The sequence below is a fragment of the Marinobacterium alkalitolerans genome, from assembly GCF_017776525.1.
Lineage (GTDB): Bacteria > Pseudomonadota > Gammaproteobacteria > Pseudomonadales > Balneatricaceae > Marinobacterium > Marinobacterium alkalitolerans.
Genome location: NZ_JACVEW010000003.1, coordinates 157,391 through 179,891, shown reverse-complemented (window position 1 = coordinate 179,891; position 22,501 = coordinate 157,391). Strand labels below are relative to the sequence as shown.

Sequence of the window (22,501 nt, the reverse complement as noted above, 5' to 3'; positions counted from 1 at the left end):
GATGGGCAAGACGAATCTCTCGTACCCGGAGGATATACGCTACGCTTCCAGTATCAGCGAAGCGATGCTGGAGCAGGTGCCCCGAGGGGCCAGCCTGCTGCTGTGGGCGGGCGGCCTGTTCATGCTGTTGGCCATTGTCTGGGCCAACTGGGCAGAACTGGATGAGATCGCGCGCGGTGAAGGCGAGATCATCCCCTCGCATCAGTTGCAGATCGTGCAAAACCTGGAAGGCGGTATTATTTCTGAAATACTGGTGCGCGAAGGTGAGTTGGTCGAACAGGGCGATGTGCTGATGCGCATCGAAGACAAGCGCTTTGCCAGCTCGTTCAAGGAAAACCAGGTGCGCCGCTGGGAGTTGAAGGCGCGCTCGGCGCGCTTGATGGCCGAGGCTTCGGGCACGGAGTTTACGGTTTCGGAAGAGTTTCCGTCCGAGTTTGTCAGCCTGATTGAGCAGGAGCGACAGCTGTTTCGCTCGCGTGAGACCGAGTTGAAAAGCAACCTGTCCGTGCTGGAGCAGCAGCGTGAACAGCGCGAACAGGAACTGGTTGAGGCACAGAGCAAAATTGACCAGCTCAAGCGCAGCCTGGGTCTGCTGCTGCGAGAGCTGCGCATCAGCGAGCCGCTGGTCAAGGAGGGCGTCATTTCAGAGGTGGAGTACCTGCGGCTGCGGCGTCAGGTGAATGACCTGCGGGGCGAAATCTCCTCGATTGAATTGAGCGTGCCGCGAATAGAGTCGTCCATTGCCGAGATACAGGAACGCATGCAGGAGATGGAGCTGCAGTTTCGCAACCGGGCACGCAGTGAGTTGAATGAAGTGGTGCCGGAGCAGGTGCGCATGGAGCAGGCGTTGACCGGGATGCAAGACCGAATCAGCCGTACGGAAGTGCGCGCGCCGATCAAGGGTACGGTCAAGCAGCTGATGATCAATACCATCGGCGGGGTGGTCAAGCCGGGTGATCCCTTGCTGAGCATCGTGCCGCGTGAAGACAAGCTGCTGGTGGAGGCTCGGATAAAACCGTCGGATATTGCCAATATTCGGCTGGGGCAGCCGGCGGTTGTGAAAATCAGCGCCTATGATTTTGCCATTTATGGCGGCATGGATGCCGAGGTGGTGTTCATATCGCCGGGCACCATTATGGATCAGGAGGCCAAGGTACCTTACTACCTGGTTCGCCTGGAAACAGAGCGCCCTTATCTTGGGACGGAGGAAGCGCCCTTGCCCCTGATGGCCGGCATGACTGTCAGTGCAGATATTCTGACGGGTAAGAAGACCGTCATGCAGTATCTGCTCAAGCCGATCAACCGGGCCAAAGAGCGCGCGCTTACGGAGCGATAACATGACGGTGTTGATGAACGTCAAACGGCATGATCTTGAGCAGCGCTGGAAAGAGGCATTGGCGCGGGCCGGTGAGCCGGCACAGCGGCTGGAGCCCGGTGTGAATATCCGGTCGGACGACGTTGTACTGGTGCACTGGAGTGCACTGGAAGGAGAGGCCAGAACAGCGTGTCTGGCAGATGCTGCGGCCCACCGCGTTGTGGCACTGGTTGACGAACCCCGGCTGGAAGAGGGCGAAGAGCTGCTGCGGCAGGGAGTATATGGCTACGCCAACACCTTCATGCAGCCTGAGCTGCTGCCGGAGGTGGTGAAAACGGTCGACCGAGGGGATCTTTGGATACTGCCTGAGTTGATGCAGCGGCTGCTCAAGCGCCTGCTGCACCGACCCAGCAACCTTCAGCTTGAAACAGCCGACTGGGGGCTGAGCCAGCGTGAGCTGGAAGTTCTGACGGAGCTGGCTCAGGGCAAGGGTAACAAGGTGATTGCACGTGAACTGGCCATCACTGAACGGACCGTCAAGGCGCACGTAAGCTCTATTCTGGAAAAAGCAGGCGTGCAGGACAGGGTTGAGCTAATTTTAAGACTGAGCGGTACACAGCCGCTTAACATGATTGAGCAGGAGCAGGGATATGAACATTAAGCACTCCATTCTGGGCCTCGCCCTGGGTGTGGGCTTTTCAGGCTGGGCAGCGGCTGCCACCTTACAGGAAGTCGTGGCTGACAATATCGAACAGAACCCGCAAGTGCAGCAAGCCCTGCATAACTACGCGGCCGTGATGCAAGAGATCCGTCAGGCCAAGGCCGGCTATTACCCGACCCTGGATGCCACACTGGGCTACGGCTATGAGTGGACGGACAAGGAAAACGGGGCCCAGGATGTGGAGCTGAACCGCCGTGAAGCGCGTCTTAATCTGAACCAGATGATTTTTGACGGATTTGCCACCAGCAGCGAAGTCAAGCGTCAGCAGGCGCGTGCCGCCTCCCGCGCCAGCGGTCTGAAGGATCAGGCGCAGCGCTATGTGCTGGAGGCCAGCCGGGCGTATCTGGAAGTTCAGCGCCGTGAGCAGTTGCTGGAGCTGGCCAAGGAAAGCCTCTACAACCACGTCAAGATTTATGACCAGATCAAGCGCCGCTCCGAATCCGGTATGGGGACTCTGGCATCCATTCAGCAGGCAGAAGGCCGTCTGGCGCTGGCTGAAGTAAATATGCTGGTAGCGGATAACAACCTGCGCGATGCCAAGGCGACCTACCTGCGCGTCGTGGGTGAAGCGGCACCGGAAGATCTGGAGGCGTTCGACAGCAGCACACTGATGTTGCCGGAGACGCTTGAGCAGGCAGTGGAAAAGGGCCTGGCGATGCAGCCGGTTGCAGCCCTGGCTCAATACGATGTGGAAGCGGCCATGGCACAGCGGGATGCGGCCAAGAGCCGGATGTACCCGCGTCTGGACTTTGAGGTGGAGCGTCGCTGGGATGAAAACATCGACGGCACGCCGGGTGATGATGAAGACCTGACCGCCATGCTGCGTCTGCGCTACAACCTGTTCAACGGTGGTGCCGACAAGGCGCGTATCCGCCAGACCGAATACCAGATCGGCGAAGCGCAGGCGATTCAGCGTGATGCCCGCCGCCAGATCCGTGAAAGTGTTGAGCTGTCCTGGAACGCCTACGAGATTCTGCAGCGTCAGCTGGAGCATCTTGAGCGCCACGTGATCTCCAGTGAAGACACGCGCAACTCCTACCAGAAACAGTTCGACATCGGTCAGCGTTCGCTGCTCGACCTGCTGGATACCGAGAACGAGGTGTTCTCGGCCAAGAACCAGCTGGCAGAAGCACGCATCGACTCCGAGATTGCCAAGCTGCGGATTCTGACCGGCACCGGTGAGTTGCTGGAAGCACTGGAAGTATCGGTTCCGGAAGTGGGTGAACCGATGATTACCGAAGAAGCGGGTATGGAAATGGCCGATAGCGGCCAATAATTGCATCACTTGGCGCGGGTAGCTTAAAATCCTGCGCCATCTGAGGCCTCTTGAAAGGGTTGCCGTGCGGGCAGCCCTTTTTTATTCAAAGGACGCGCCACGCATGAAATCACACAAAATACTGCAAGCGCCGATCCCGATGCGTTGGGTTGGCCCGCTCAAGATCAGCGGCCACCTGGTGGACGAAAGTCTCAGCGTACCGCTGGCGACCTACGAGACACCTCTCTGGCCTTCGGTCGGGCGTGGTGCCCGCGTCTCCATGCTGACCGAGAAGGGGATTGTCACCACGGTCGTGGATGAGCGCATGACCCGCTCCATCCTGCTGGAGGCGGAAGATGCTCTGGCGGCACATCAGGCACTGGAGTCGATCAAATCCCGCAAGGACGAACTCAATGCGGTCGTATCCACCAGCAGCCGTTTTGCCAACCTGATCGACATGCACAGCCAGATTGTGGGGAACCTGATCTACCTGCGCCTGGAGTTCACCACCGGGGATGCATCGGGTCACAACATGGTGACCAATGCGGCAGACAAGCTGATTCCCTGGGTCCTGTCACAGTACCCGCAGCTCAGGTACAGCTCCATTTCGGCCAACTACTGCTCGGACAAGAAGGCGACCGCCGTCAACGGTATTCTGGGGCGCGGCAAGTATGTGGTCAGTGAAATTCTGATCCCGCGTGATGTCTGCGAGCGCCGCTTGAAGACCACGCCGGAAAAAGTGGTTGATCTGAATATCAAGAAAAACCTTATAGGCACCCTGATGGCGGGTGGCTTGCGCAGCGCCAATGCCCACTACGCCAATATGCTGCTGGCCTTCTACCTGGCCACGGGCCAGGATGCGGCCAACATCATCGAAGGCTCTCAGGGAGTGGTCCACGCAGAGGTGCGTGAGGGGGATCTGTACTTCTCCTGCACACTGCCCAACCTGATCATGGGGTCGGTTGGTAATGGCAAGGGCATCGATTTCGTTGAAGAAAATCTGCAGCGTCTGGGGTGCCGTGATGAACGCGAGCCCGGCGCCAATGCAAGGCGTTTGGCGGCCATCTGTGCAGCAACGGTGCTCTGCGGCGAGCTCTCCCTGCTGGCCGCGCAAACCAACCCGGGTGAGCTGATGGAAGCCCATATCAAGCTGGAGCGGTCATGACCGACCCGACCAACGAGCGCAAAATCGAGCATATTCGTGCGATCGAGCGTGATCCTGACACCGACCGCAACGCGCGCTGGTTCGATCGTATTCTGCTGACCAACCGGGCCCTGCCCGAAGTGGCGCTCGATCAGATAGATCCGCGCGTGCGCTTTCTGGGCAAGACACTGAGCTTCCCCCTGCTGATCTCCTCCATGACGGGCGGGGATCATGAACTGGTGCGCAGCATCAATATCAATCTGGCCCGGGCTGCCGAGTGTTGTGGTGTGGCCATGGCTGTCGGCTCTCAGCGGGTCATGTTTACCCATCCGCAGGCAGAAGCCAGTTTTGCGCTGCGTGAACATGCCCCCAGCACTGTGCTGATTAGCAATGTGGGCGGCGTGCAGCTCAATTACGGCTTTGATCTGGACAAGTGCCAGCGCGCCGTCGATGTGTTGGGTGCCGATGGGCTCTACTTTCACCTCAACCCCTTGCAGGAGGCGGTTCAGCCCGAAGGCGATACGGACTTTCGCGGCGTAGCCGAGAAGATCGGGGCCGTGCGTGAGCACCTGAGCGTGCCCGTGCTGCTGAAAGAGGTGGGAGCGGGTCTGTCACCGGCCGATATTGCACTGGGGCTTGAGCAGGGGGTCACGCACTTTGACCTGGCAGGAACCGGCGGTACCTCCTGGAGCCGTATTGAACACCATCGCCGTCATGACAGCAGCGATATTGGTGTGCGCTTTCAGGACTGGGGGCTGCCGACGCCACTGGCACTCAAGCAGGCGGCTGCATTCCAGGACCGGGCCACGCTCATTGCCAGCGGCGGCCTCAGAGATGGGATTGATATGGCCAAGTCTGTTATACTCGGCGCCTCGCTGTGCGGCATGGCAGCGCCCCTGCTGAAGCCGGCGATGGAATCTGCCGAAGCCGTGGTCGAGGCGATAGAACGACTGCGGCGGGAATTTATCACTGCGATGTTTCTGCTCGGTACGCCGGATATATCGGCGCTGTTCCGAAACACTGCGCTTATTGTGGAAGAGCGTTGAGGACCCAGGTCACCTATGTCCGTTGGTATTGACGAAATCAGCTTTTACACCTCCAACTACTTTCTCGATCTGAAAACGCTGGCAGAGGTTCAGGGCACGGATCCCGACAAGTATTACACCGGTATCGGTCAGGAAAAGATGGGCATGGCTGCGCCTGATGAGGACGTGGTGACCATGGCGGCCAATGCTGCCCTGCCGTTGATCGAATCCGCCGGCACCGAGGGCGTTTCGACCCTGATGTTTGCAACCGAAACCGGCATTGATCAGTCCAAGGCCGCGGGTATATACGTGCACCGCCTGCTGGGCCTGAACGACAACTGCCGTGTGGTGGAGTTGAAACAGGCCTGTTACAGCGCCACTGCTGCCCTGCAGATGGCCTGTGCGCTGGTGGCGCGCAAACCGGATTCCAAAGTCCTGGTGATCGCATCGGATATCGCCCGTTATGACCTGGATACGCCGGGCGAAGCCACCCAGGGCTGTGGTGCCGTTGCCATGATGGTGACCGCCAGTCCGCGTCTGGTCAGCATCGATCCGGAAGTGGGCAACTACGCCGAAGATGTGATGGACTTCTGGCGCCCCAACTACCGCTCTACCGCGCTGGTCGATGGCAAGTATTCCACCAAGATCTACCTGAAAGCGCTGAAAAAGGCCTGGGATCACTTCCGCTATGTCAGCCCGCTGACCTTCAGCGACTTCAGCCATTTCTGTTATCACCTGCCGTTCAGTCGCATGGCACAGAAGGCCCATCAGCAGCTGGTCCGTCACAACAAGGCAGGGCTGAGTGCCGAGCAGCAGAACGCCCAGATCGACAAGACCCTGGTCTATAACCGCACCATCGGCAACAGCTACACGGCATCCATGTATATCGGCCTGACCTCGCTGCTGGACAACACGGCAGAGGATCTGTCCGGTAAGCGGATCGGCTTTTTCAGCTACGGCTCGGGCTGCGTGGGCGAGTTTTTCTCCGGCACCGTCGTGCCGGGGTATCGTGACGCCCTGCATGCAGCACGCCACCACGAGATGCTGACTGCCCGTCAGGAGATCAGCCACGACGAGTATCTTGAACTCTACCGCCACCAGGTCCCGACCGATGGCGGGGAGCACCGCTTTGCCGAGGGTACGACCGGACGCTTCCGGCTGGCCGGTATCAGCCATCATAAACGCGAGTACGTGCCCCGCTAATGCCCACGGCCAGCGCACCGGGCAAGATCATCCTCAGCGGTGAGCACGCCGTTGTGTACGGTGCCCCTGCGCTGGCGCTGGCGGTGGATCGGCACATGCGGATTCACTATCGCCCCGATCAGCTGCCACGGCTGAGCTGGCATACCCGGGAGCGCACCCATGTGCTGGGGCTGGACAAGCTGGCGGGGCTGCGGCGCCGTCTCGACAGCCATTTCGAGCGCTATCTGCGCGGTGAACTGCCCATTACCCGCATTCTGCAAAAACCCGCCGAGCTGGCGTTTTACGCCGTGGATATGGCGCGGGTACTGTCCGGGCTGGATATTCGCCCACAGGGCAGTCTGCGCATTGATTCGGATATTCCCATTGGCGCCGGTATGGGCTCTTCCGCTGCGTTGATTGCAGCCCTGCTGAAACTCTTTGGCCATTTTGATGATCTGGACGAACTGATCCGTCAGGTGCGTTACTGCGAGCGGCTCCAGCATGGGCGTGGCAGCCTGATTGATGCAGCGGCGGTCTGCTCGGGCGGTCTGGTGCGGGTCGAAGCGGATCAGGTGACAAGGCTTCGTTTGCCTGAGCATGGCCTGGGTGCCGGCTTTTACTGGCTGTTCACCGGAACACCTGCCTCCAGTACGGGAGCCTGTGTGGATCAGGTGCGGCGCAATTTCGCGGATTCTGCTATCTGGGATGAGTTTGGCGAGGTTACCCGCGCCCTCGAGTCGGCACTGCTGTCAGGCCAAAGTCTGGTGGAGCTGATACGGCAGAACCATCGCCTGCTCACCCGTATCGGGGTAGTGCCGGCACCGCTGCAGCGCTTGACCGAGCAGGTTGAACAGGCCGGCGGGGCTGCCAAGGTGTGTGGCGCCGGTGCCGTGTCCGGTGATCAGGGTGGCCTGATGCTGCTGCAGCTGCCTGAGGGCATGACGCCCGCCCGGCTGCCGCTGCAGCCCGACTGGCACTGGGGTGAGTTGAAAGAGGATAGACAAGGTGTCCGCATACTCGAAGATTGAAGTCAGCGCGCCCGGCAGCATTATGCTGATGGGCGAGCATGCCGTTCTGTTCGGAGAGCTGGCTCTGGCCTGTGCCGTGGATGTTCGCCTCAGTGTGACGTTACTACCGCGCAGGGATCGCCGCGTTAGTATCGACAGTGCACTGGGGCAGTATCAGGGCAGCCTGGATCAGCTTGAGCCCATGCCGGCACTGGGGTTTGTACTGGCCGTCATCGAGGGTTACACACCGGTTCTGGAGCGGGGCTTTGACCTGGTGATCCGTGCCGGTTTTTCGCATACCGTCGGGCTGGGGTCATCGGCGGCTGTCACGGCCGCCACCACAGCGGCTCTGGCCGCGTTTGCCGGTCAGTCCACCGCCCCCGAAGATCTGTTTGACCACGCGCTGGCGGCTGTCCACCGGGCGCAGAGCGGGCGTGGTTCGGGCACTGATCTGGCCGCCAGCATTTTTGGTGGCGTGATTGCCTATCGGGTCCAGCCGCGCGAGTTGACCCCCTTGTCCGGACTGCCGCCGCTGGCACTCTATTACAGCGGCTACAAGATGAAGACCCCGGAGGTTTTGCAGTTGGTGGAGCAAAAGGCCGCGCGTCATCCGGCCCTCTATACTGAACTCTACCGCCTGATGGGGCAGGTATCCGAAGCGGCACAGGATGCAGTGGAACATGCCGACTGGTCAGCACTGGGCGAGCAGATGAATCTCTATCAGGGGCTGATGGACGCGCTGGGCGTGTGTGATGCCACCCTGGCCGAGATGGTGTACCGGCTGCGTGCCGAGCCGCATGTTCAAGGCGCGAAGATCTCCGGGTCCGGCCTGGGGGACTGTGTGCTGGCGCTGGGTGAGGTTAAATCCGAGCTGCCCTGGGAGTCGATTCCCGTTTCCGTGGCAGCCACAGGGGTAGAGGTTCGATATGAAACGCACTGATGTCACGGCACGGCTGCTGCCGAAGCTGGTCAAGGCTTCCGCCTCGGCAGAGCAATTTGCACCGAGCAACATCGCCTTATGCAAATACTGGGGCAAGCGCGATGCCGAGCTGAATCTGCCGATCAACGCTTCCCTGTCCGTGTCGCTGGACTATCTGGGGACCCATACCCGCCTGATTCCGATTGAGGGGCAGGTGGACGAGGTCTGGCTCAATGGTCAGCAGCTTCAGCCCGGTGCCCGGTTCAGCCGAAAAGTCAGTGCCTTTATTGATCTGTTCCGCCGTGATCAGACGCTGTGCTTCAAGGTGGAAACCCGCAACAACATTCCCACGGCGGCGGGGCTGGCTTCGTCCGCCTCCGGTTTTGCGGCCCTGACGCTGGCGTTGAATGATGCGCTGGCGCTGGACCTGCCGCCCGAGGCGCTGTCCATTCTGGCAAGGATGGGCAGTGGCAGTGCCTGTCGCTCCCTGTTTGAGGGGTTTGTCGAGTGGCGTATGGGGCAGCGCGAGGATGGCCTCGACAGTCATGGTATTCCGCTGGACGCCAGCTGGCCCGGGTTCTGTATCGGACTGGTGGAGGTGGATGCCGCTGAAAAGGCGGTGGACTCCCGCTCCGGCATGCAGCGCACGGTCGAAACGGCCCACCTCTATCAAAGCTGGCCACTGCAGGCCGCGGCGGACATGAGCAAACTGCAGCAGGCCATACAGGAACGTGATTTCAGCCTGCTGGGCCAGACGGCCGAGCAGAACGCGCTGTCCATGCATGCCACGATGATCGCTTCCTGGCCGCCGCTGCTCTACTGGCAGCCGGATTCGGTGGCGGCGATGCAGAAAGTCTGGCAGCTCAGAGCCCAGGGGCTGGAGCTCTATTTCACCATGGATGCCGGGCCCAACCTCAAGCTGCTGTTTCAGCGTCAGGACCGTGATGTGGTGCTGCAGCACTTCCCCAATCTGGAAACCGTAGAGCCCTTCGGGAGCGAATGAGCACAGGGGCCGGGCTGCCGCTGACACGGCGTCAACGGGACCATCAGGGGCGCCTGCAGCTCAGCTATTGGCTTCGCACCGCCTCGGGGGCGGAAGAGGTGGTGATTGAAGGGGAGTCGGCCGTTGCGTTCCTGCGTGAGCAGGACCGCGAACGCGCTACCACCCTGCTGGCAGACCTCACCGGCTGCACCCTGCGCCCGCTGGCGCTTTCCACACTCGCCCACGAACCGGTATGTGGCCTCTACGCCGATAATCTGGCGCACTGGTATGAGGCCCTGAGCCGTCTTGAACAGGCGGATATCGGATTGATGGAAGAGGATATTCGTCCGGTTGATCGTTACCTGATCGAGCGCGGTATCTTCGCCGGTGCGCGGGTTATCGAGCGGGAGGGGCGAACGGCACTGATGCGGGACCCTTTTCTGCCGCCACTTCGCCTGCTGTCGCTGGATATCGAAACAACCCTGAGAGCTGACCGGATTCTCTCCATTGCACTTCAGTGCGCAGAGGAGGAAGTGGTGCTGTTCAATGGCTCGATCGCCGCAAGGCCGGGACTGATCCCCTGTGCCGGTGAGCGGGCGCTGCTCCTGGCGTTTACGGAGCAGGTCAGGCGACTGGACCCGGATCTGCTCATCGGCTGGAACGTAATCGGCTTCGATCTGCGGGTACTGGAGCGTCGAGCCCGGGCGCTGGGTATTCCGCTGTGTCTGGGGCGCGATGACCAGCCTCTGCGTGTTGAATCCTCCCAGAACGGGCGCTGGTATGCACGCCTGAACGGGCGTGTGGTGCTGGATGGCATAGACACCCTGAAAGGTGCCACTTGGCAGTTTGAGCGTTACAGCCTCGAGTTTGTGGCGCGTGAACTGTTGGGACGAGGCAAGCTGATTCATGATCCGGATGACCGCGGCGAGGAGATCCAGCGGCTCTATCGTGAAGATCCGGACGCGCTGGCGCGATACAACCTGGAAGACTGCCGGCTGGTCACGGCGATATTCGACAAGGCAGAACTGATTCCCTACCTGCTTGAGCGCGCCCGTCTGACCGGCCTTGCACTGGACAAGGTGGGAGGCTCGTCGCAGGCATTTGACAACCTCTACCTGCCACGGCTGCATCGTGCAGGCTTCGTGGCACCCGAGTACGCCTCGGGGCAGGGGGATCTGGACGTGCCGGGGGGCTTCGTGATGGATTCGCGCCCCGGGCTTTATCGTCATGTACTGGTGCTGGACTTCAAAAGCCTGTATCCGAGCATCATCCGCAGTTTCCAGATCGATCCGCTGGGCCTGGCCATGGGGACACGGGGAGATGCCCCGCCCGAGGCACTGGTGCCGGGGTTTCATCACGCCATTTTCGACCGTCGACATGCCCTGTTGCCCGGCATTATCGAACGCCTCTGGCAGGCACGGGATGCGGCCAAACGGGAGGGCAACTCGGCCCTGTCGCAGGCGATCAAGATCCAGATGAACGCCTGCTATGGTGTGCTGGGCTCGAAAGTGTGCCGTTTCTTTGATCAACGCCTGTCCGGTTCCATCACCTTGCGCGGCCATCAGATCCTGCAGCAGACGGCACAACGGATTGAATCCGCCTACGGTCACACCGTCATCTACGGTGATACGGACTCGGTGTTTGTCTGGCTTGGAGATGACTGGGCGGACCGGAATACGGATGCCTATGGCACCCGGCTGGCCACCGAGTTGAATGCCTGGTGGGCCGAGCAGCTGCAGGAACGGTTTGACGTGAACAGTGCGCTCGAGCTGCAGTACGAAGCTCATTACAGCCGCTTTCTGATGCCGCGCATGCGCCATTCCGACAAGGGCAGCAAAAAACGCTACGCCGGGCTCAAGCGGCAGTCCGATGGCAGTGAGACACTGGTGTTTCGCGGGCTGGAGTCGGTGCGCACGGACTGGACGCCACTGGCACGCCGGTTTCAGCAGGAGCTCTATGCTCTGATCTTTAACGAGCAGCCCTGGCGTGCCATGTTGCAGCAGCGGGTGCAGGCCGTGATGGCGGGCGAGTGCGACGACGAACTGGTGTATCGCCGGCGCATCCGTCAACCGCTCGATGCCTACACGCGGAATCGACCGCCCCATGTGCGGGCTGCTCAGCAACTGGAGCAACAGCGTCGGGACGAGGGGCTGCCGCCCTGTTACCGGGTTGGTGACAGTGTGGCCTACGTGATGACGGTGAATGGGCCCGAGCCCGCCGAGAAGCGCCGTTCACCCATCGATTATCAGCACTACATCGACCGTCAGCTGCTGCCGGTGGCCGACAGTATTCTGCCATTCATCGGTGAGTCCTTTGCCCAGCTTGTGGCACCGCAGATCGATCTGTTCTGACTAGAGTTCGAACGGGTTGCCCGGCATGAAGTCCTTGTAACGGATGATCCGCTCCAGTTTTCCGTCGTCATCGGGGCGAAACTTGTAGATACGCTCGCCCACCTTGCCGATATAGCGGCACGAGCGAGAGTTCACGTTCAAGCAGATCGCACCGTCCGGTTCGACAGTCCACCGGCCCTGCCGCTTTTCCCAGAAACGTTCCTGAAACAGCTGGCCGTCCGCCCGGTAATAACTCCAGGTACTGACCTTTGTATTCAGGTTGTAGGAGCGCACGGTATGCTCCTTGAACAGGGCTTCTACCTCCTGCGCGGATAGCATGCGCGGCTGATCTGACTGAGTGGGAATAACGGCGTTGCATCCGCTCAGGGCAACCGCAGCCAGCGTAAGCAGTATCAATGGCTTCATCATGAGTTCTCCTGTTGTGACTGCAGAAAATGAGTAATCAGGTGTAGCAGGCGTGTCTCGGCAATCGAGTCCGCAAAACTGTGTCCCACTCCCTCAAGCTGCTCCAACTGCCAGTCAGTACCGGCACCCAACGACCGACAGTATTCAAACCAGCGCTGTGCTCGCTCAAGCCGGGTCCTGCCTTGCTGGTGGTCGATGCGCTCTCCCCGGCGCAAGCTGGCGTCCCGCTGAGTATCCAGGCTGCCAATGGTGATCAGCGTGGGGATGGACAGGAACTGCCGTGCCTGCGCAGCCGGCTGCGGCAGAGCCTCTGGCCAGGCCGCAAGCCCGCGTGGGTAACGTACGTTGGAGTCGGGAAAGGTATACCAGCCGGCTGCTGCCAGCATTAACGATCGCACCCGCCGAGGGTAGCAGAGCGCGTAGCGGTGGCTGAACTGGGCGCCACCGGAGTAACCGAACAGGTCCAGCCGAGGCTGTGGACAGGTGGGATCGAGCTGAAGCAGCAATCGGTTCAAGGCCAGATCAGCCCGATCATGCCCAGGGCGCTGATCCAGTCGCTGGTAGCCCGGAAAGCGTTGAGTGCAGAAGTTGGGTGCGATCAACCGGATGCCCAGCGCATCTGCTACTGGCTTGAAGGCAACCAGCTGCTCGCGGGCGTTGCGGGAGATCCCGTGCACGCAGACCAGCCAGCGTCCCGGCTCTCGGATAAGCTCAGGTTCATGCAGCCAGGCACCCAGCTCTGGGGTTTCATAATATTCAGCCATGGGGACTGCCCTCAGGTTCCAACGGATCGGGCTCAGCTGCCAATATGGGCTCAATGCTCCAGAGGGTATCCACCCAGTCGGGACGCTCCGCGTCCGCAGATGTACGCAGGATCAACGTGCCGGTGAAAGAATCGGCCACGCGTTTCATGAATGCACTTTGAGCCAGGGCAACATGCAATCCGGGGTGGTCCACAACCAGCAGAGAGGGCCGTCGCAGCAGTGCGCGGCAGACCTGAATGGCAAAACACTCGTGCTCGGTCAGCGCATGGTCATGCGGCTTCAGCGGTGTGTCCAGCCCCTTTTCAAGGCGGCTCACCAGCGGGGTCAGATCACAGAGTTCGATGGCCGTCTGAAGGTCTTCTTCGCGACCCTTGCGCATGCCATAGGTCAGATTGTGACGCAGGCTGCCGCCCCATAGCTGAAGCGCCTGGCCGATGATGACAATGCGCCGCCTGGTTTCTGTGGCCGACAGTTGTTCGAGCGGAGTTCCGTTCAGTTCCACTGGAAGTGTGGCAAGACGCTCAGCATTGAGGGCGGATTGCAGGGCTGTCACCAGTCGGTTGTCGGGGTCGGACAGCATGATCCGTGCGCCGGGGGACGCTTTCAGGGTACCTTCGGCCAGCGGCAGGGACACGGACAGCGGCTGGCCTGTTGCCGCTGTAAGGCGCTCCCCCTTGCGAGGGGCGACCTTTCGCGCAAGAAAACGCTCAAGCTTGTGACAGCCAAGCCGGTATCCAGTCCAGTACTCGTACACCCGCCCCAGGCGGCGGAATTGGGGCAGCATGTAGAGACCAAACAGGGTAATCATCACAAATTGATCAGTGCTGAGAGGGCCCTGTTCTATTCGATAGTGTCCCACCAGGGCCAGAGAGCCCACCAGCATGAGGCTGGTGAGTTCGGTCAGGGCGCGGAGCATGCCAACCCAGCGGGCACGTTGCTGCTGCTGTCTGAGCAGGCGCTCACTCAAACGTTCAAAGCGGCGCGCCTCTCGCCCCATCTGGTTGGTTGCCAGAATAAGAGAAATGCCCGCGATTTTTTCGGTGGTATGGCTGATCAGACGGGTGCGTTGCTGCCTGACGCGCCGGCTGCTGTTATAGAGGGCACGGCCTGCCAGCCAGTATACGGGCATGGCGAGCAACAGCATTGCCAGCAGGAGGGCGACCAGCACGGGGTCCAGAAACATCAGTGTGGCGGTGGCGACACTCAGCCAGATACCGAGCGAAATCAGGGGTACCAGACCCTGAATGATCCAGGTCCGAATGGCAGACAGGTCGCCGGTCAGGCGCATCAACAGCCCACCTCGGTTGATGCGTCTGGCTGTGTTTCCGGGCAGGCTCAGAAAGTGGCGAAAAATGCGCTGACGTACACTGTGAATATGGGCAACGGCCAGTTGCTCCGCTCCGGCCCTTTCAATGAACCGTGATGCGGTCAGTACGGCAGCCAACAGCGCCAGGAGCCCCCACTGCTGTGACAGGTTACCGGCATCACCACGGATCTGATCGCGCAGTTGCACCATCAAGTACAGCAGGCTGAGCGACTGAATCAGTCCGTTTGCGCCCAGCCCAACAAGGCCGGCACGAAGCTTTCCACTGGCAAGGCGTGTCACACGGCACGCTCCCTTGTGCCCAGTGAACCAAGGTATTGATTCAGCAGGGCAGGGCTTTGCACCTGCTCGGATGTCAGGACCGGAAGCCCCGAGGCCTGTGCGAGCTCCTCCATCAACAGGGGCGCGCGGGTGAGGGTGCCGCTAATGCCGTGTATGGGTATCTGCAAACTGGACAGTTGCTGTATCAGCCCTAGTGCACCTGCCGTGCAGTCTGCCGCGATGAAGCAGTTGTCGATCAACTGGCGGAAACGTGTGTGTCTCAACAGGGCCGCGGTTTCCTGCTGAAAAAAGCCATCGGCCAACTCAACGATCAGGTAGTCATTCCGGTTCAGCTGAGCGGCTGTTTTGGCGCGTTGTGCAATCGTGATGAGTTCATTGATCGGGTGCTGCCAGGTACTGGCCAATCCCGCATCGGTGAAGTCCATGACCCTGTCGGCGCCTGCATCCAGAAAACGCCACAAGTCGGGCCCTGACCCTGTACCGGTCAGTTTGCAGGCCGCAACCCTTGCACCCGTACGGTTGAGCGCGTAAATCAGGTTGGCTGCCAGCGTGGTTTTGCCGCTGTTCATGCCCGTTCCCGTCACCAAAAGGGTGCGCGGGCCTGAGCCAAAGATCTGCTCTGCGGGCAATGGCAGGGTGGTAAATCGGGACAGGTTGAGTGAACGCCCCTGGGCATCCTTGAGAATCCCGATGATGTCGATCTCCGTGGCCGGTTTGACCTGGGCATGTCGTTGGGTCATCTGGCCGGCAATGCCTCCGGCTGCGACTAGGTGAGCGCTCTGGGCCTGTGGCAGTTCCGCCGTGAACTGGTCGGTGGCATAGCGTCGCCCGGCACAGAGAATCAACTCGTCATCCGGGTACAGGTGGGCACGGCGTCCGCTGGTCAGCTCGATGCGAGTATGCTGGCGTATACGCCTCACCTTGGCCAGCAGCAGGTCGCCGGCGGCCATTTCAGCCGGGGAGATGGAGTCGCAAAGGCTCAGGTCGGCATGTCGGGTGACAAAGCTGCGCTTGGCGCTCTCAAGGCGATTGTGTACAGGGTTCATTGTATGGCTCCGGTGCTAGCGTCCAATCACCTTTCGGTGCAGACGCCGTATGCGCTTATAGGTTGCCTTGCGGGGAGGCAGCAGGTGTTCCAGCGTGCGGGTCCGTTCACGTGTGCGTGTGGTACGTTCAAGATCCACCACCAGGCCCAGTGCAGGTGCGTAACTGATCAGCCGGGTTTCCCGAACCGAGCGGGTAAACCAGCGGCTGTGGAGCCGCGTTCGCATGCATTGGTATCGGTTGACCGCATATGTCTGGCCTGAAAAACGCCAGGATGCAGGCTGAAGTACCTGGCACTCCCACTCGCGGTCCTTGCTGGTGCCATCCGTGTACATGCGCCTGAGGGTAAAACCCTCTTGTGTACCCGGGCTGGCATCAGCCAGCTGCTTCGGGTTGCCCGAGACAACACTCACGCTGTAACTGCGCAGGGGGCGGGTTGGATTTTGGTAGGCCAGTGTCGGTATCAGGGGGGTGCTGGCATGTGTGCGCTGGCGCTTGCGTGTGTCTTCCCATACCGGGAGGTTGTCGCTGTCAAAGCGGACCAGTTTTTCCACATCTCCATCCGAATAGATGGCGACAGTGCCAATGGGCAGTTCGGCAGAAGCACCTTGGCTGAAGAGAGCCAGGCAAAGCACCCCCATGCCGAGTGTTGCGCGTGATTGCATATTCGGGCCCTCTTTTCAGCAGCTCGTTCATCATTGCAGGCGATATGCCATTTTTACCTGTGCTACATGAAGTCTACCTTAAAATCCCCATTGTGATCGTAAGGATTATGGGCGAGTGCTTGCGCTGACGGGTTGGGGAAACTATTCAATCCGCTGGAGTCAAAAGCGGTATCATGTGTTAAACGTTGAGAGGTTCGTTTATGTCCTTGCCACCCGAGCGATCAGGGGACCCCGATCAAGCCCGCCGTCGTATCGGCAGGGGCATGCATTACATGACCTGGATCCTGCTGCTGGTGTTTCTGGGCATGTTCTTCAACAATTACGTGGAAAAGCAGCGTAACCCCAACCAGCACCTCAGCCTGGCAGGAGATGCCAGTGGCGAGGTGGTGCTGGAGCGCAATCGGGGTGGCCATTATGTGGCGCCGGGCCGCATTAACGGGGCGCCCGTGAATTTCCTGTTGGATACCGGTGCCACCCGTGTCAGCGTACCCGAGTCACTGGCCCGTCAGCTTGGGCTGGAAGCGGGCGCCGAACAGAAAACCATGACGGCCAACGGGGTGATCAGCGTGTACTCAACCGTGCTGGACAGCGTTCAGTTGGGCGGCATAGAGTTGCGCAACGTACAGGCCAGCATCAACCCCTTTATGCCGGAGGATACCGTGCTGCTGGGGATGAGCTTCATGCAGCATCTGGAGTTGGTACAGCGGGATGGTCAGTTGACCCTCAGCGTACCGGAAACCTATCAATAAACGGGCACCTCGGGGCATGAAAGTACCGGAGGTGCTCAAGCAAGGAAAGACAGAACACGATGAGCAGTTCAGAGATCAATCGGGCCCTGTTCGATGAAGTCATGGTGCCCAACTACAGTCCTCAGCAGATGGTGCCCGTACGTGGCGAAGGCTGCCGTCTGTGGGATCAGGACGACAACGAATATATCGACCTGACCGGCGGCATTGCGGTGACCGCGCTGGGACATCGCCATCCGGCGCTGGTGAAGGCACTGAAAGAGCAGGCGGACCGGGTCTGGCACCTGAGCAACGTATTTACCAATGAGCCGGCTCTGCGGCTGGCGAAAAAACTGACCGAAGCAACCTTTGCCGAGCGTGTGTTTTTCTGCAACTCGGGCGCGGAGGCCAACGAGGCGGCCTTCAAGCTGGCACGCAAATATGCCCATGATCATTTCGATGAAGAGAAGTCCGAGATCGTTTCGTTTGTGCAGTCCTTCCACGGTCGCACCCTGTTCACGGTTACGGTCGGTGGGCAGCCCAAGTACTGTCAGGGCTTTGAACCCGTTCCCGGCGGTGTGAAGCACGCACCCTTTAACGATCTGGCGGCGGTGGAAGCGCTGGTGTCCGAGCGAACCTGTGCCATTGTGGTGGAGCCGGTGCAGGGTGAAGGCGGTGTCATCCCGGCCGATCCGGACTTCCTGCGTGGCCTGCGCGAGCTATGCGATCGCCACAATGCCCTGCTGATCTTCGATGAAGTCCAGACCGGTGTCGGCCGCACGGGATCGCTTTATGCCTACATGGATACCGATGTGACCCCGGATATCCTCACCTCTGCCAAGGGACTGGGAGGGGGCTTTCCGATCGGTGCTATGCTGACTACAGACGCGATAGCCAGAAGCTTCTCGGTGGGCACCCATGGCACCACCTACGGGGGCAACCCGCTGGGCTGTGCCGTTGCCGAAGCGGTGCTGGATGAAGTGAGCCGGCCGGAGCTGCTGGTTGGTGTGGCAGACAAGCATGATCGGTTTGTCGCTGCACTGGAAGCGATCAATCAGCGTCATGGGCTGTTCGCGGACATTCGCGGCAAGGGCCTGCTGATCGGGGCGGAGCTGGTCCATGCCTGGAAAGGGCAGGCCGGGCGTTTTCTGGCGGCGGCGCGTGAGCAGGGCGTACTGATTTTGATGGCTGGACCGGATGTGCTGCGTTTTGCGCCACCTCTGATCATTGAGGATGCCGATATTGATGCGGCGATGGCGTCTCTGGAGCGCGCTATCGAACAGCTGATACAGGAGGGGCCGGAGAGCTGATCCGACCCCGGGAGGGGTAGATGGATGCAAGCCGTTACCTGCCATGGCTTGACTGGCTGACTGACCGTCAGTCAGTCATGCTGGAGCACACCATTCGCCTGTCCGAGATCAACTCGGGCAGCCTGAATGCCGCCGGTGTCGACCGGGTCGGCGAGGTCCTTGTGCATCTCTGCGAGCCGCTGGGCGGTCAGGTTGAGCGCCTGACCGTTCCCCCCTACACCCTGATTACTCCCGACTGTGAACAGGTCCAATACCCGCTGGGCCATGCCATCCGCATTACGAAACGCCCCGAGGCCCCTCTGCAGGTGTATCTGGGTGGCCATCTGGATACGGTTTTTTCCGAACAACACACATTTCAGCAGGTGCGCTGGATAGACGATCATCACCTGAACGGCCCCGGTGTGACCGACCTCAAGGGGGGATTGCTGGTGATGATTAATGCGCTGCAGGCGTTTGAACGCTCCCCCTGGGCTGACCAGCTGGGCTGGCAGATACTGCTCAACCCGGATGAAGAGATTGGGTCGCTTTCCTCGGCGGACCTGATCAATGCGGCCGCTCGTCAGGTGCATCTGGGCCTGATTTACGAACCCTGTATGCCGGATGGCAGTCTGGCCGGTGAGCGCAAGGGCAGCGGCAACTTCAGTGTGGTGGTGAAAGGCCGCGCTGCTCATGCCGGGCGTGAGCATCATCTGGGGCGAAACGCCATCCGGGCACTGGCCGACTTCATATCGGCGCTGGACCAGCTGAACGGCCAGCGTGAGGGCGTGACCCTGAACCCGGGCTTTATTCATGGGGGCGGAGCGGTGAACACCGTGCCGGACCGCTGCATGGCCCGTTTCAATATCCGTATCGAGGCGCCCGAAGACGAGGACTGGTGCTGGCATCAGTTGCAGTGCCTGAGTGACATGATCAATCAGCGCGATGGCATTTCACTGGAACTGTTCGGGCAGTTTGGTCGCAAGCCCAAACGCTTGAGCGCTGCCAACCAGGCCCTGTTGCAACTGGCGCGCAGCAGTGGGGATGTTCTGGGGCTGGCGCTTGACTGGTATCCCACCGGCGGCTGTTGTGACGGCAATAACCTGGCAGCTGCCGGTGTGCCCAATATCGATACGCTGGGAGTGCAGGGTGGCAGCATCCATTCGTCGGATGAGTATCTGTGCATCGACAGTCTGGTGCCCCGGGCCCAGCTCAGTGCGCTGCTGCTGATGCGACTTGCGGCCGAGCCGGAAGCAAGAGATGCGATTATCGCGGGAGGTCAGCATGGATGAGTCGGTGATGTTGAACAATACCTGGCACCTCGGCCAAGGGGACCGGCTGGTGTCTACCAGCCCGGCAACGGGGGCGGTGCTCTGGGACGGCGCAAGTGCCACGGTGGAGCAGGTCGGCCAGGCGGTTGAGGCGGCCCGGCAGGCGGCCGCCGAGTGGGCGCTGACATCGCTTGACCAGAGACAGGCACTGGTGCGGGAATTTGGTGTGCGCCTTGAGCACGCCCGTGAACGTATGGCAGTTCTGATTGCCCGTGAAACCGGCAAGCCCTTGTGGGAATCACGGACCGAAGTGGGCGCCATGCTGGCCAAAGTCGAAATATCGATTCGAGCCCAGACTGAACGTGCCGGAGAAACGGTGCGTGATCTGGCCGGAGGCCAGGCGCGGCTTGTGCATAAACCCCAGGGGGTGTTGGCGGTGTATGGGCCATACAATTTTCCGGGGCATCTGCCCAACGGCCATATCGTACCGGCGCTGCTGGCAGGCAACGTGGTGGTATTCAAGCCCAGTGAGCTGACACCGGCCGTTGCCGATGCCATGGTGGAACTTTGGCTGGAAGCCGGGCTGCCGAGCGGTGTACTCAACCTGGTACAGGGTGGACAGGCAACCGGCAAGGCGCTGGCCGAGCATCCGCAGCTGGATGGACTGCTTTTCACCGGCAGTGCCCGAGTGGGGCAGATTCTGCACCGGCAGTTTGCCGGTCAACCGGGCAAAATGCTGGCGCTGGAGATGGGGGGAAACAACCCGCTGATCGTGGACGTTGTGGATAACCCGGAAGCGGCCATACACGAGGTAATCCAGTCGGCCTTCCTGAGTGCGGGACAACGCTGTACCTGTGCCCGCCGCCTGTTGCTGCCACAGGGAGACTGGGGAGACCGGTTTCTGACCCGACTGACCGAGGCGGTCAGCCGAATCCGGGTCGGGCTGGCGTTTGACGAGCCCGAGCCCTTTATGGGATGCCTGATCTCACCGGAGGCGGCCTGTTCGATCCTGTCGGCGCAGGAACACCTGATCGAGCTGGGGGCCGTGCCCCTGTTGGCCAGCGAACGTCTGTCGCGCTGCCGGGCACTGGTGTCGCCCGGGGTGCTGGATGTGGGCCGAGTCGAGCAGCTGCCGGACGAAGAGTATTTTGGCCCCCTTTTGCAGGTATTGCGCTACCCTGATCTGGATGATGCCATTCGACAGGCCAATGCAACCCGCTATGGCCTGTCAGCGGGTCTGATCAGTGATGAGCGCAGCCGTTTTGACTACTTTCATGCCCGTATACGTGCCGGCATCGTGAACTGGAACAAGGCCCTGACAGGGGCTTCCAGCGAAGCGCCCTTTGGCGGTATCGGGGCGAGCGGCAACCACCGGCCCAGTGCCTGGTACGCCGCCGATTACTGCGCCTACCCGGTGGCGGGGCTGGAGGTCAATACATTGCGGTTGCCGGATACCTGTTCGCCGGGGCTTGAGGCTGCTGTTGCAGGAGGCGATGCTGATGAGCGTTGAGCTGAATATTGACGGTCTGGTCGGACCCACGCACTTCTATGGCGGGCTGGCGGTGGGCAATCTGGCATCTGCCCGTCACCGTGCCCGTCCTTCCAATCCAAAAGCGGCAGCCCTGCAGGGGCTGGCCAAAATGAAGCGCCTGATGGAGCTGGGACTGGAACAGGCCGTGATGCCGCCACTGGCACGGCCTGATCTGGACAGTCTGCGTCGGCTCGGCTTTGACGGCAGTCATGAGACGATTATCAAGGCCGCACGCGAACAGGCACCTGACCTGCTGCGTGCCTGCTACTCCGCATCCGGCATGTGGGTGGCCAATGCGGCAACCGTATCGCCCAGCGCCGATACCCCGGACGGAAAAGTCCACTTTACCCCGGCAAACCTGATCAGCCAGTTCCACCGTGCGCTGGAGGCGCCCCAGACCGCCCAGCTGCTGCAGCGTCTGTTTCATCATCCCGACCATTTTGTACATCACCCGGCGCTGCCTTCAGCCCCGCCTTTTGGTGATGAAGGGGCAGCCAATCACAGCCGTTTTTGTGCAGGCTACGGGGAGGCGGGCGTGGCTCTGTTTGTGCATGGAGATCCGGCCCAGTCGGATGGCCCTAGGCCAGGACGTTATCCTGCCCGACAACAGTATCAGGCCTCCCTCGCGGTGGCGCGCCAGCACGGACTCTCGAGGGCTGCGGTGGTGTTTGCCCAGCAGAACCCGCGGGGGATCGATCAGGGGGTGTTTCACAACGATGTGATTGCAGTGGCCAACCAGTGTCTGCTGTTTTGCCATGCAGAGGCCTTTGCCGATCCGGATCAGGTCTATCAGCAGCTTGATCGGGCACTGCAGGGACAGCTTGAAGTCATTGAGGTGGGCAGCGATCAGGTCAGTGTCGAAGAGGCGGTGAACAGTTACCTGTTCAACAGTCAGCTGCTGAGCCTTGCGGATGGAAAGACGTTGCTGCTGGTGCCGGGTGAGTGCCAGCGCGAGCTGCGGGTGTGGCAGTACTTGCAGGCGCTGGAGGCTGCGCCGGGCGGCATCGATCGGCTTGAGGTGATGGACTTGCGCCAGAGCATGGATAACGGCGGTGGACCCGCCTGTCTGCGCCTGAGAGTTGTGCTCAGTGACACCGAGCTGCATGCCATGCATCAGGGGGTACGCCTGACCGAGCGTCTATACCGGCAACTGGTTGACTGGGTGGAGCGGCATTATCGCGACCATCTTGTACCGGATGATCTGGCCGATCCCGAGTTGATGCAGGAGAGCTACCGGGCGCTGGATGAGCTGAGCCGGATGCTGGCGCTGGAAGGGATTTATCCCTTCCAGCAGGCGTAACCT

The 22,501-nt window shown here is 60.7% G+C and carries 20 protein-coding genes; 15 read left to right on the top strand and 5 right to left on the bottom strand.

From position 1 onward, the window contains the following. Position 1 precedes the first annotated feature (1 nt). The 10 genes from H9C73_RS03200 (at position 2) to H9C73_RS03155 (ending at position 11,901) form a co-directional block, all read left to right on the top strand. Positions 2–1,336, top strand: a complete 1,335-nt coding sequence (locus H9C73_RS03200) for an HlyD family type I secretion periplasmic adaptor subunit (protein WP_209286335.1) — start codon at positions 2–4, stop codon at positions 1,334–1,336. A 1-nt stretch (position 1,337) separates the two neighbouring features. After that, a complete protein-coding gene (locus H9C73_RS03195) occupies positions 1,338–1,976 on the top strand; it encodes a helix-turn-helix transcriptional regulator (RefSeq protein WP_209286334.1) in 639 nt (212 codons plus the stop codon). Next, on the top strand, positions 1,966–3,312 hold the full coding sequence (locus H9C73_RS03190) for a TolC family outer membrane protein (protein ID WP_209286333.1): 1,347 nt from the start codon (positions 1,966–1,968) through the stop codon (positions 3,310–3,312). The genes H9C73_RS03195 and H9C73_RS03190 overlap by 11 nt, the downstream gene beginning before the upstream one ends. Positions 3,313–3,415: 103 nt before the next feature. Continuing rightward, a complete protein-coding gene (locus tag H9C73_RS03185) occupies positions 3,416–4,456 on the top strand; it encodes a hydroxymethylglutaryl-CoA reductase (protein ID WP_209286332.1) in 1,041 nt (346 codons plus the stop codon). Further along, complete coding sequence (gene fni / locus H9C73_RS03180; RefSeq protein ID WP_209286331.1) at positions 4,453–5,481, top strand: type 2 isopentenyl-diphosphate Delta-isomerase; 1,029 nt, start codon at positions 4,453–4,455, stop codon at positions 5,479–5,481. The genes H9C73_RS03185 and fni overlap by 4 nt, the downstream gene beginning before the upstream one ends. Positions 5,482–5,496: 15 nt before the next feature. Further along, entirely contained in the window at positions 5,497–6,663 is a 1,167-nt protein-coding gene (locus H9C73_RS03175; RefSeq protein ID WP_209286330.1) for a hydroxymethylglutaryl-CoA synthase, read from the top strand. Next, positions 6,663–7,670, top strand: a complete 1,008-nt coding sequence (locus H9C73_RS03170) for a mevalonate kinase family protein (protein ID WP_209286329.1) — start codon at positions 6,663–6,665, stop codon at positions 7,668–7,670. Before H9C73_RS03175 ends, H9C73_RS03170 begins: the two co-directional genes overlap by 1 nt. Continuing rightward, positions 7,648–8,589 carry a mevalonate kinase family protein gene (locus tag H9C73_RS03165; RefSeq protein ID WP_328797928.1) on the top strand — a complete coding sequence of 314 codons (942 nt, stop codon included), beginning with the start codon at positions 7,648–7,650 and terminating at the stop codon, positions 8,587–8,589. The genes H9C73_RS03170 and H9C73_RS03165 overlap by 23 nt, the downstream gene beginning before the upstream one ends. Next, positions 8,576–9,571, top strand: coding sequence for a diphosphomevalonate decarboxylase (mvaD, locus tag H9C73_RS03160; protein ID WP_209286328.1), 996 nt, complete (start codon positions 8,576–8,578; stop codon positions 9,569–9,571). The genes H9C73_RS03165 and mvaD overlap by 14 nt, the downstream gene beginning before the upstream one ends. Beyond that, positions 9,568–11,901 (top strand): DNA polymerase II, encoded by a 2,334-nt coding sequence (locus H9C73_RS03155; protein ID WP_209286327.1) that lies wholly within the window; start codon positions 9,568–9,570, stop codon positions 11,899–11,901. Before mvaD ends, H9C73_RS03155 begins: the two co-directional genes overlap by 4 nt. Here H9C73_RS03155 and H9C73_RS03150 read toward each other — a convergent pair whose 3' ends face one another. From H9C73_RS03150 to H9C73_RS03130, 5 genes are read right to left on the bottom strand one after another with little or no spacing between them, the layout of a single operon-like run. Next, positions 11,902–12,306, bottom strand: a complete 405-nt coding sequence (locus H9C73_RS03150) for a toxin-antitoxin system YwqK family antitoxin (protein ID WP_209286326.1) — start codon at positions 12,304–12,306, stop codon at positions 11,902–11,904. Further along, the gene (locus H9C73_RS03145) at positions 12,306–13,070 is read right to left on the bottom strand and encodes an alpha/beta fold hydrolase (protein WP_209286325.1); all 765 of its coding nucleotides are present in this window, start codon (positions 13,068–13,070) and stop codon (positions 12,306–12,308) included. The genes H9C73_RS03150 and H9C73_RS03145 overlap by 1 nt, the downstream gene beginning before the upstream one ends. Beyond that, positions 13,063–14,676, bottom strand: a complete 1,614-nt coding sequence (locus tag H9C73_RS03140) for an ABC transporter transmembrane domain-containing protein (protein ID WP_209286324.1) — start codon at positions 14,674–14,676, stop codon at positions 13,063–13,065. Before H9C73_RS03140 ends, H9C73_RS03145 begins: the two co-directional genes overlap by 8 nt. Then, entirely contained in the window at positions 14,673–15,722 is a 1,050-nt protein-coding gene (locus tag H9C73_RS03135; protein WP_209286323.1) for a molybdopterin-guanine dinucleotide biosynthesis protein MobB, read from the bottom strand. The genes H9C73_RS03140 and H9C73_RS03135 overlap by 4 nt, the downstream gene beginning before the upstream one ends. A gap of 15 nt (positions 15,723–15,737) precedes the next feature. Continuing rightward, complete coding sequence (locus H9C73_RS03130; RefSeq protein WP_209286322.1) at positions 15,738–16,385, bottom strand: hypothetical protein; 648 nt, start codon at positions 16,383–16,385, stop codon at positions 15,738–15,740. A 200-nt stretch (positions 16,386–16,585) separates the two neighbouring features. On the opposite strand from H9C73_RS03130, the gene H9C73_RS03125 reads away from it, so the two are divergent. Genes H9C73_RS03125 through astB form a run of 5 tightly spaced genes read left to right on the top strand, consistent with a single transcriptional unit; the run spans position 16,586 to position 22,498 of the window. Continuing rightward, entirely contained in the window at positions 16,586–17,134 is a 549-nt protein-coding gene (locus tag H9C73_RS03125; protein WP_209286321.1) for a retropepsin-like aspartic protease family protein, read from the top strand. A gap of 59 nt (positions 17,135–17,193) precedes the next feature. Then, the gene (locus tag H9C73_RS03120) at positions 17,194–18,420 is read left to right on the top strand and encodes an aspartate aminotransferase family protein (protein WP_209286320.1); all 1,227 of its coding nucleotides are present in this window, start codon (positions 17,194–17,196) and stop codon (positions 18,418–18,420) included. A gap of 20 nt (positions 18,421–18,440) precedes the next feature. After that, entirely contained in the window at positions 18,441–19,688 is a 1,248-nt protein-coding gene (locus H9C73_RS03115) for a hydrolase (protein ID WP_209286319.1), read from the top strand. After that, a complete protein-coding gene (astD, locus tag H9C73_RS03110; RefSeq protein WP_236014049.1) occupies positions 19,657–21,177 on the top strand; it encodes a succinylglutamate-semialdehyde dehydrogenase in 1,521 nt (506 codons plus the stop codon). The genes H9C73_RS03115 and astD overlap by 32 nt, the downstream gene beginning before the upstream one ends. Then, positions 21,167–22,498 carry an N-succinylarginine dihydrolase gene (astB, locus tag H9C73_RS03105; protein WP_328797927.1) on the top strand — a complete coding sequence of 444 codons (1,332 nt, stop codon included), beginning with the start codon at positions 21,167–21,169 and terminating at the stop codon, positions 22,496–22,498. The genes astD and astB overlap by 11 nt, the downstream gene beginning before the upstream one ends. The last annotated feature ends 3 nt before the right edge of the window (positions 22,499–22,501 follow it).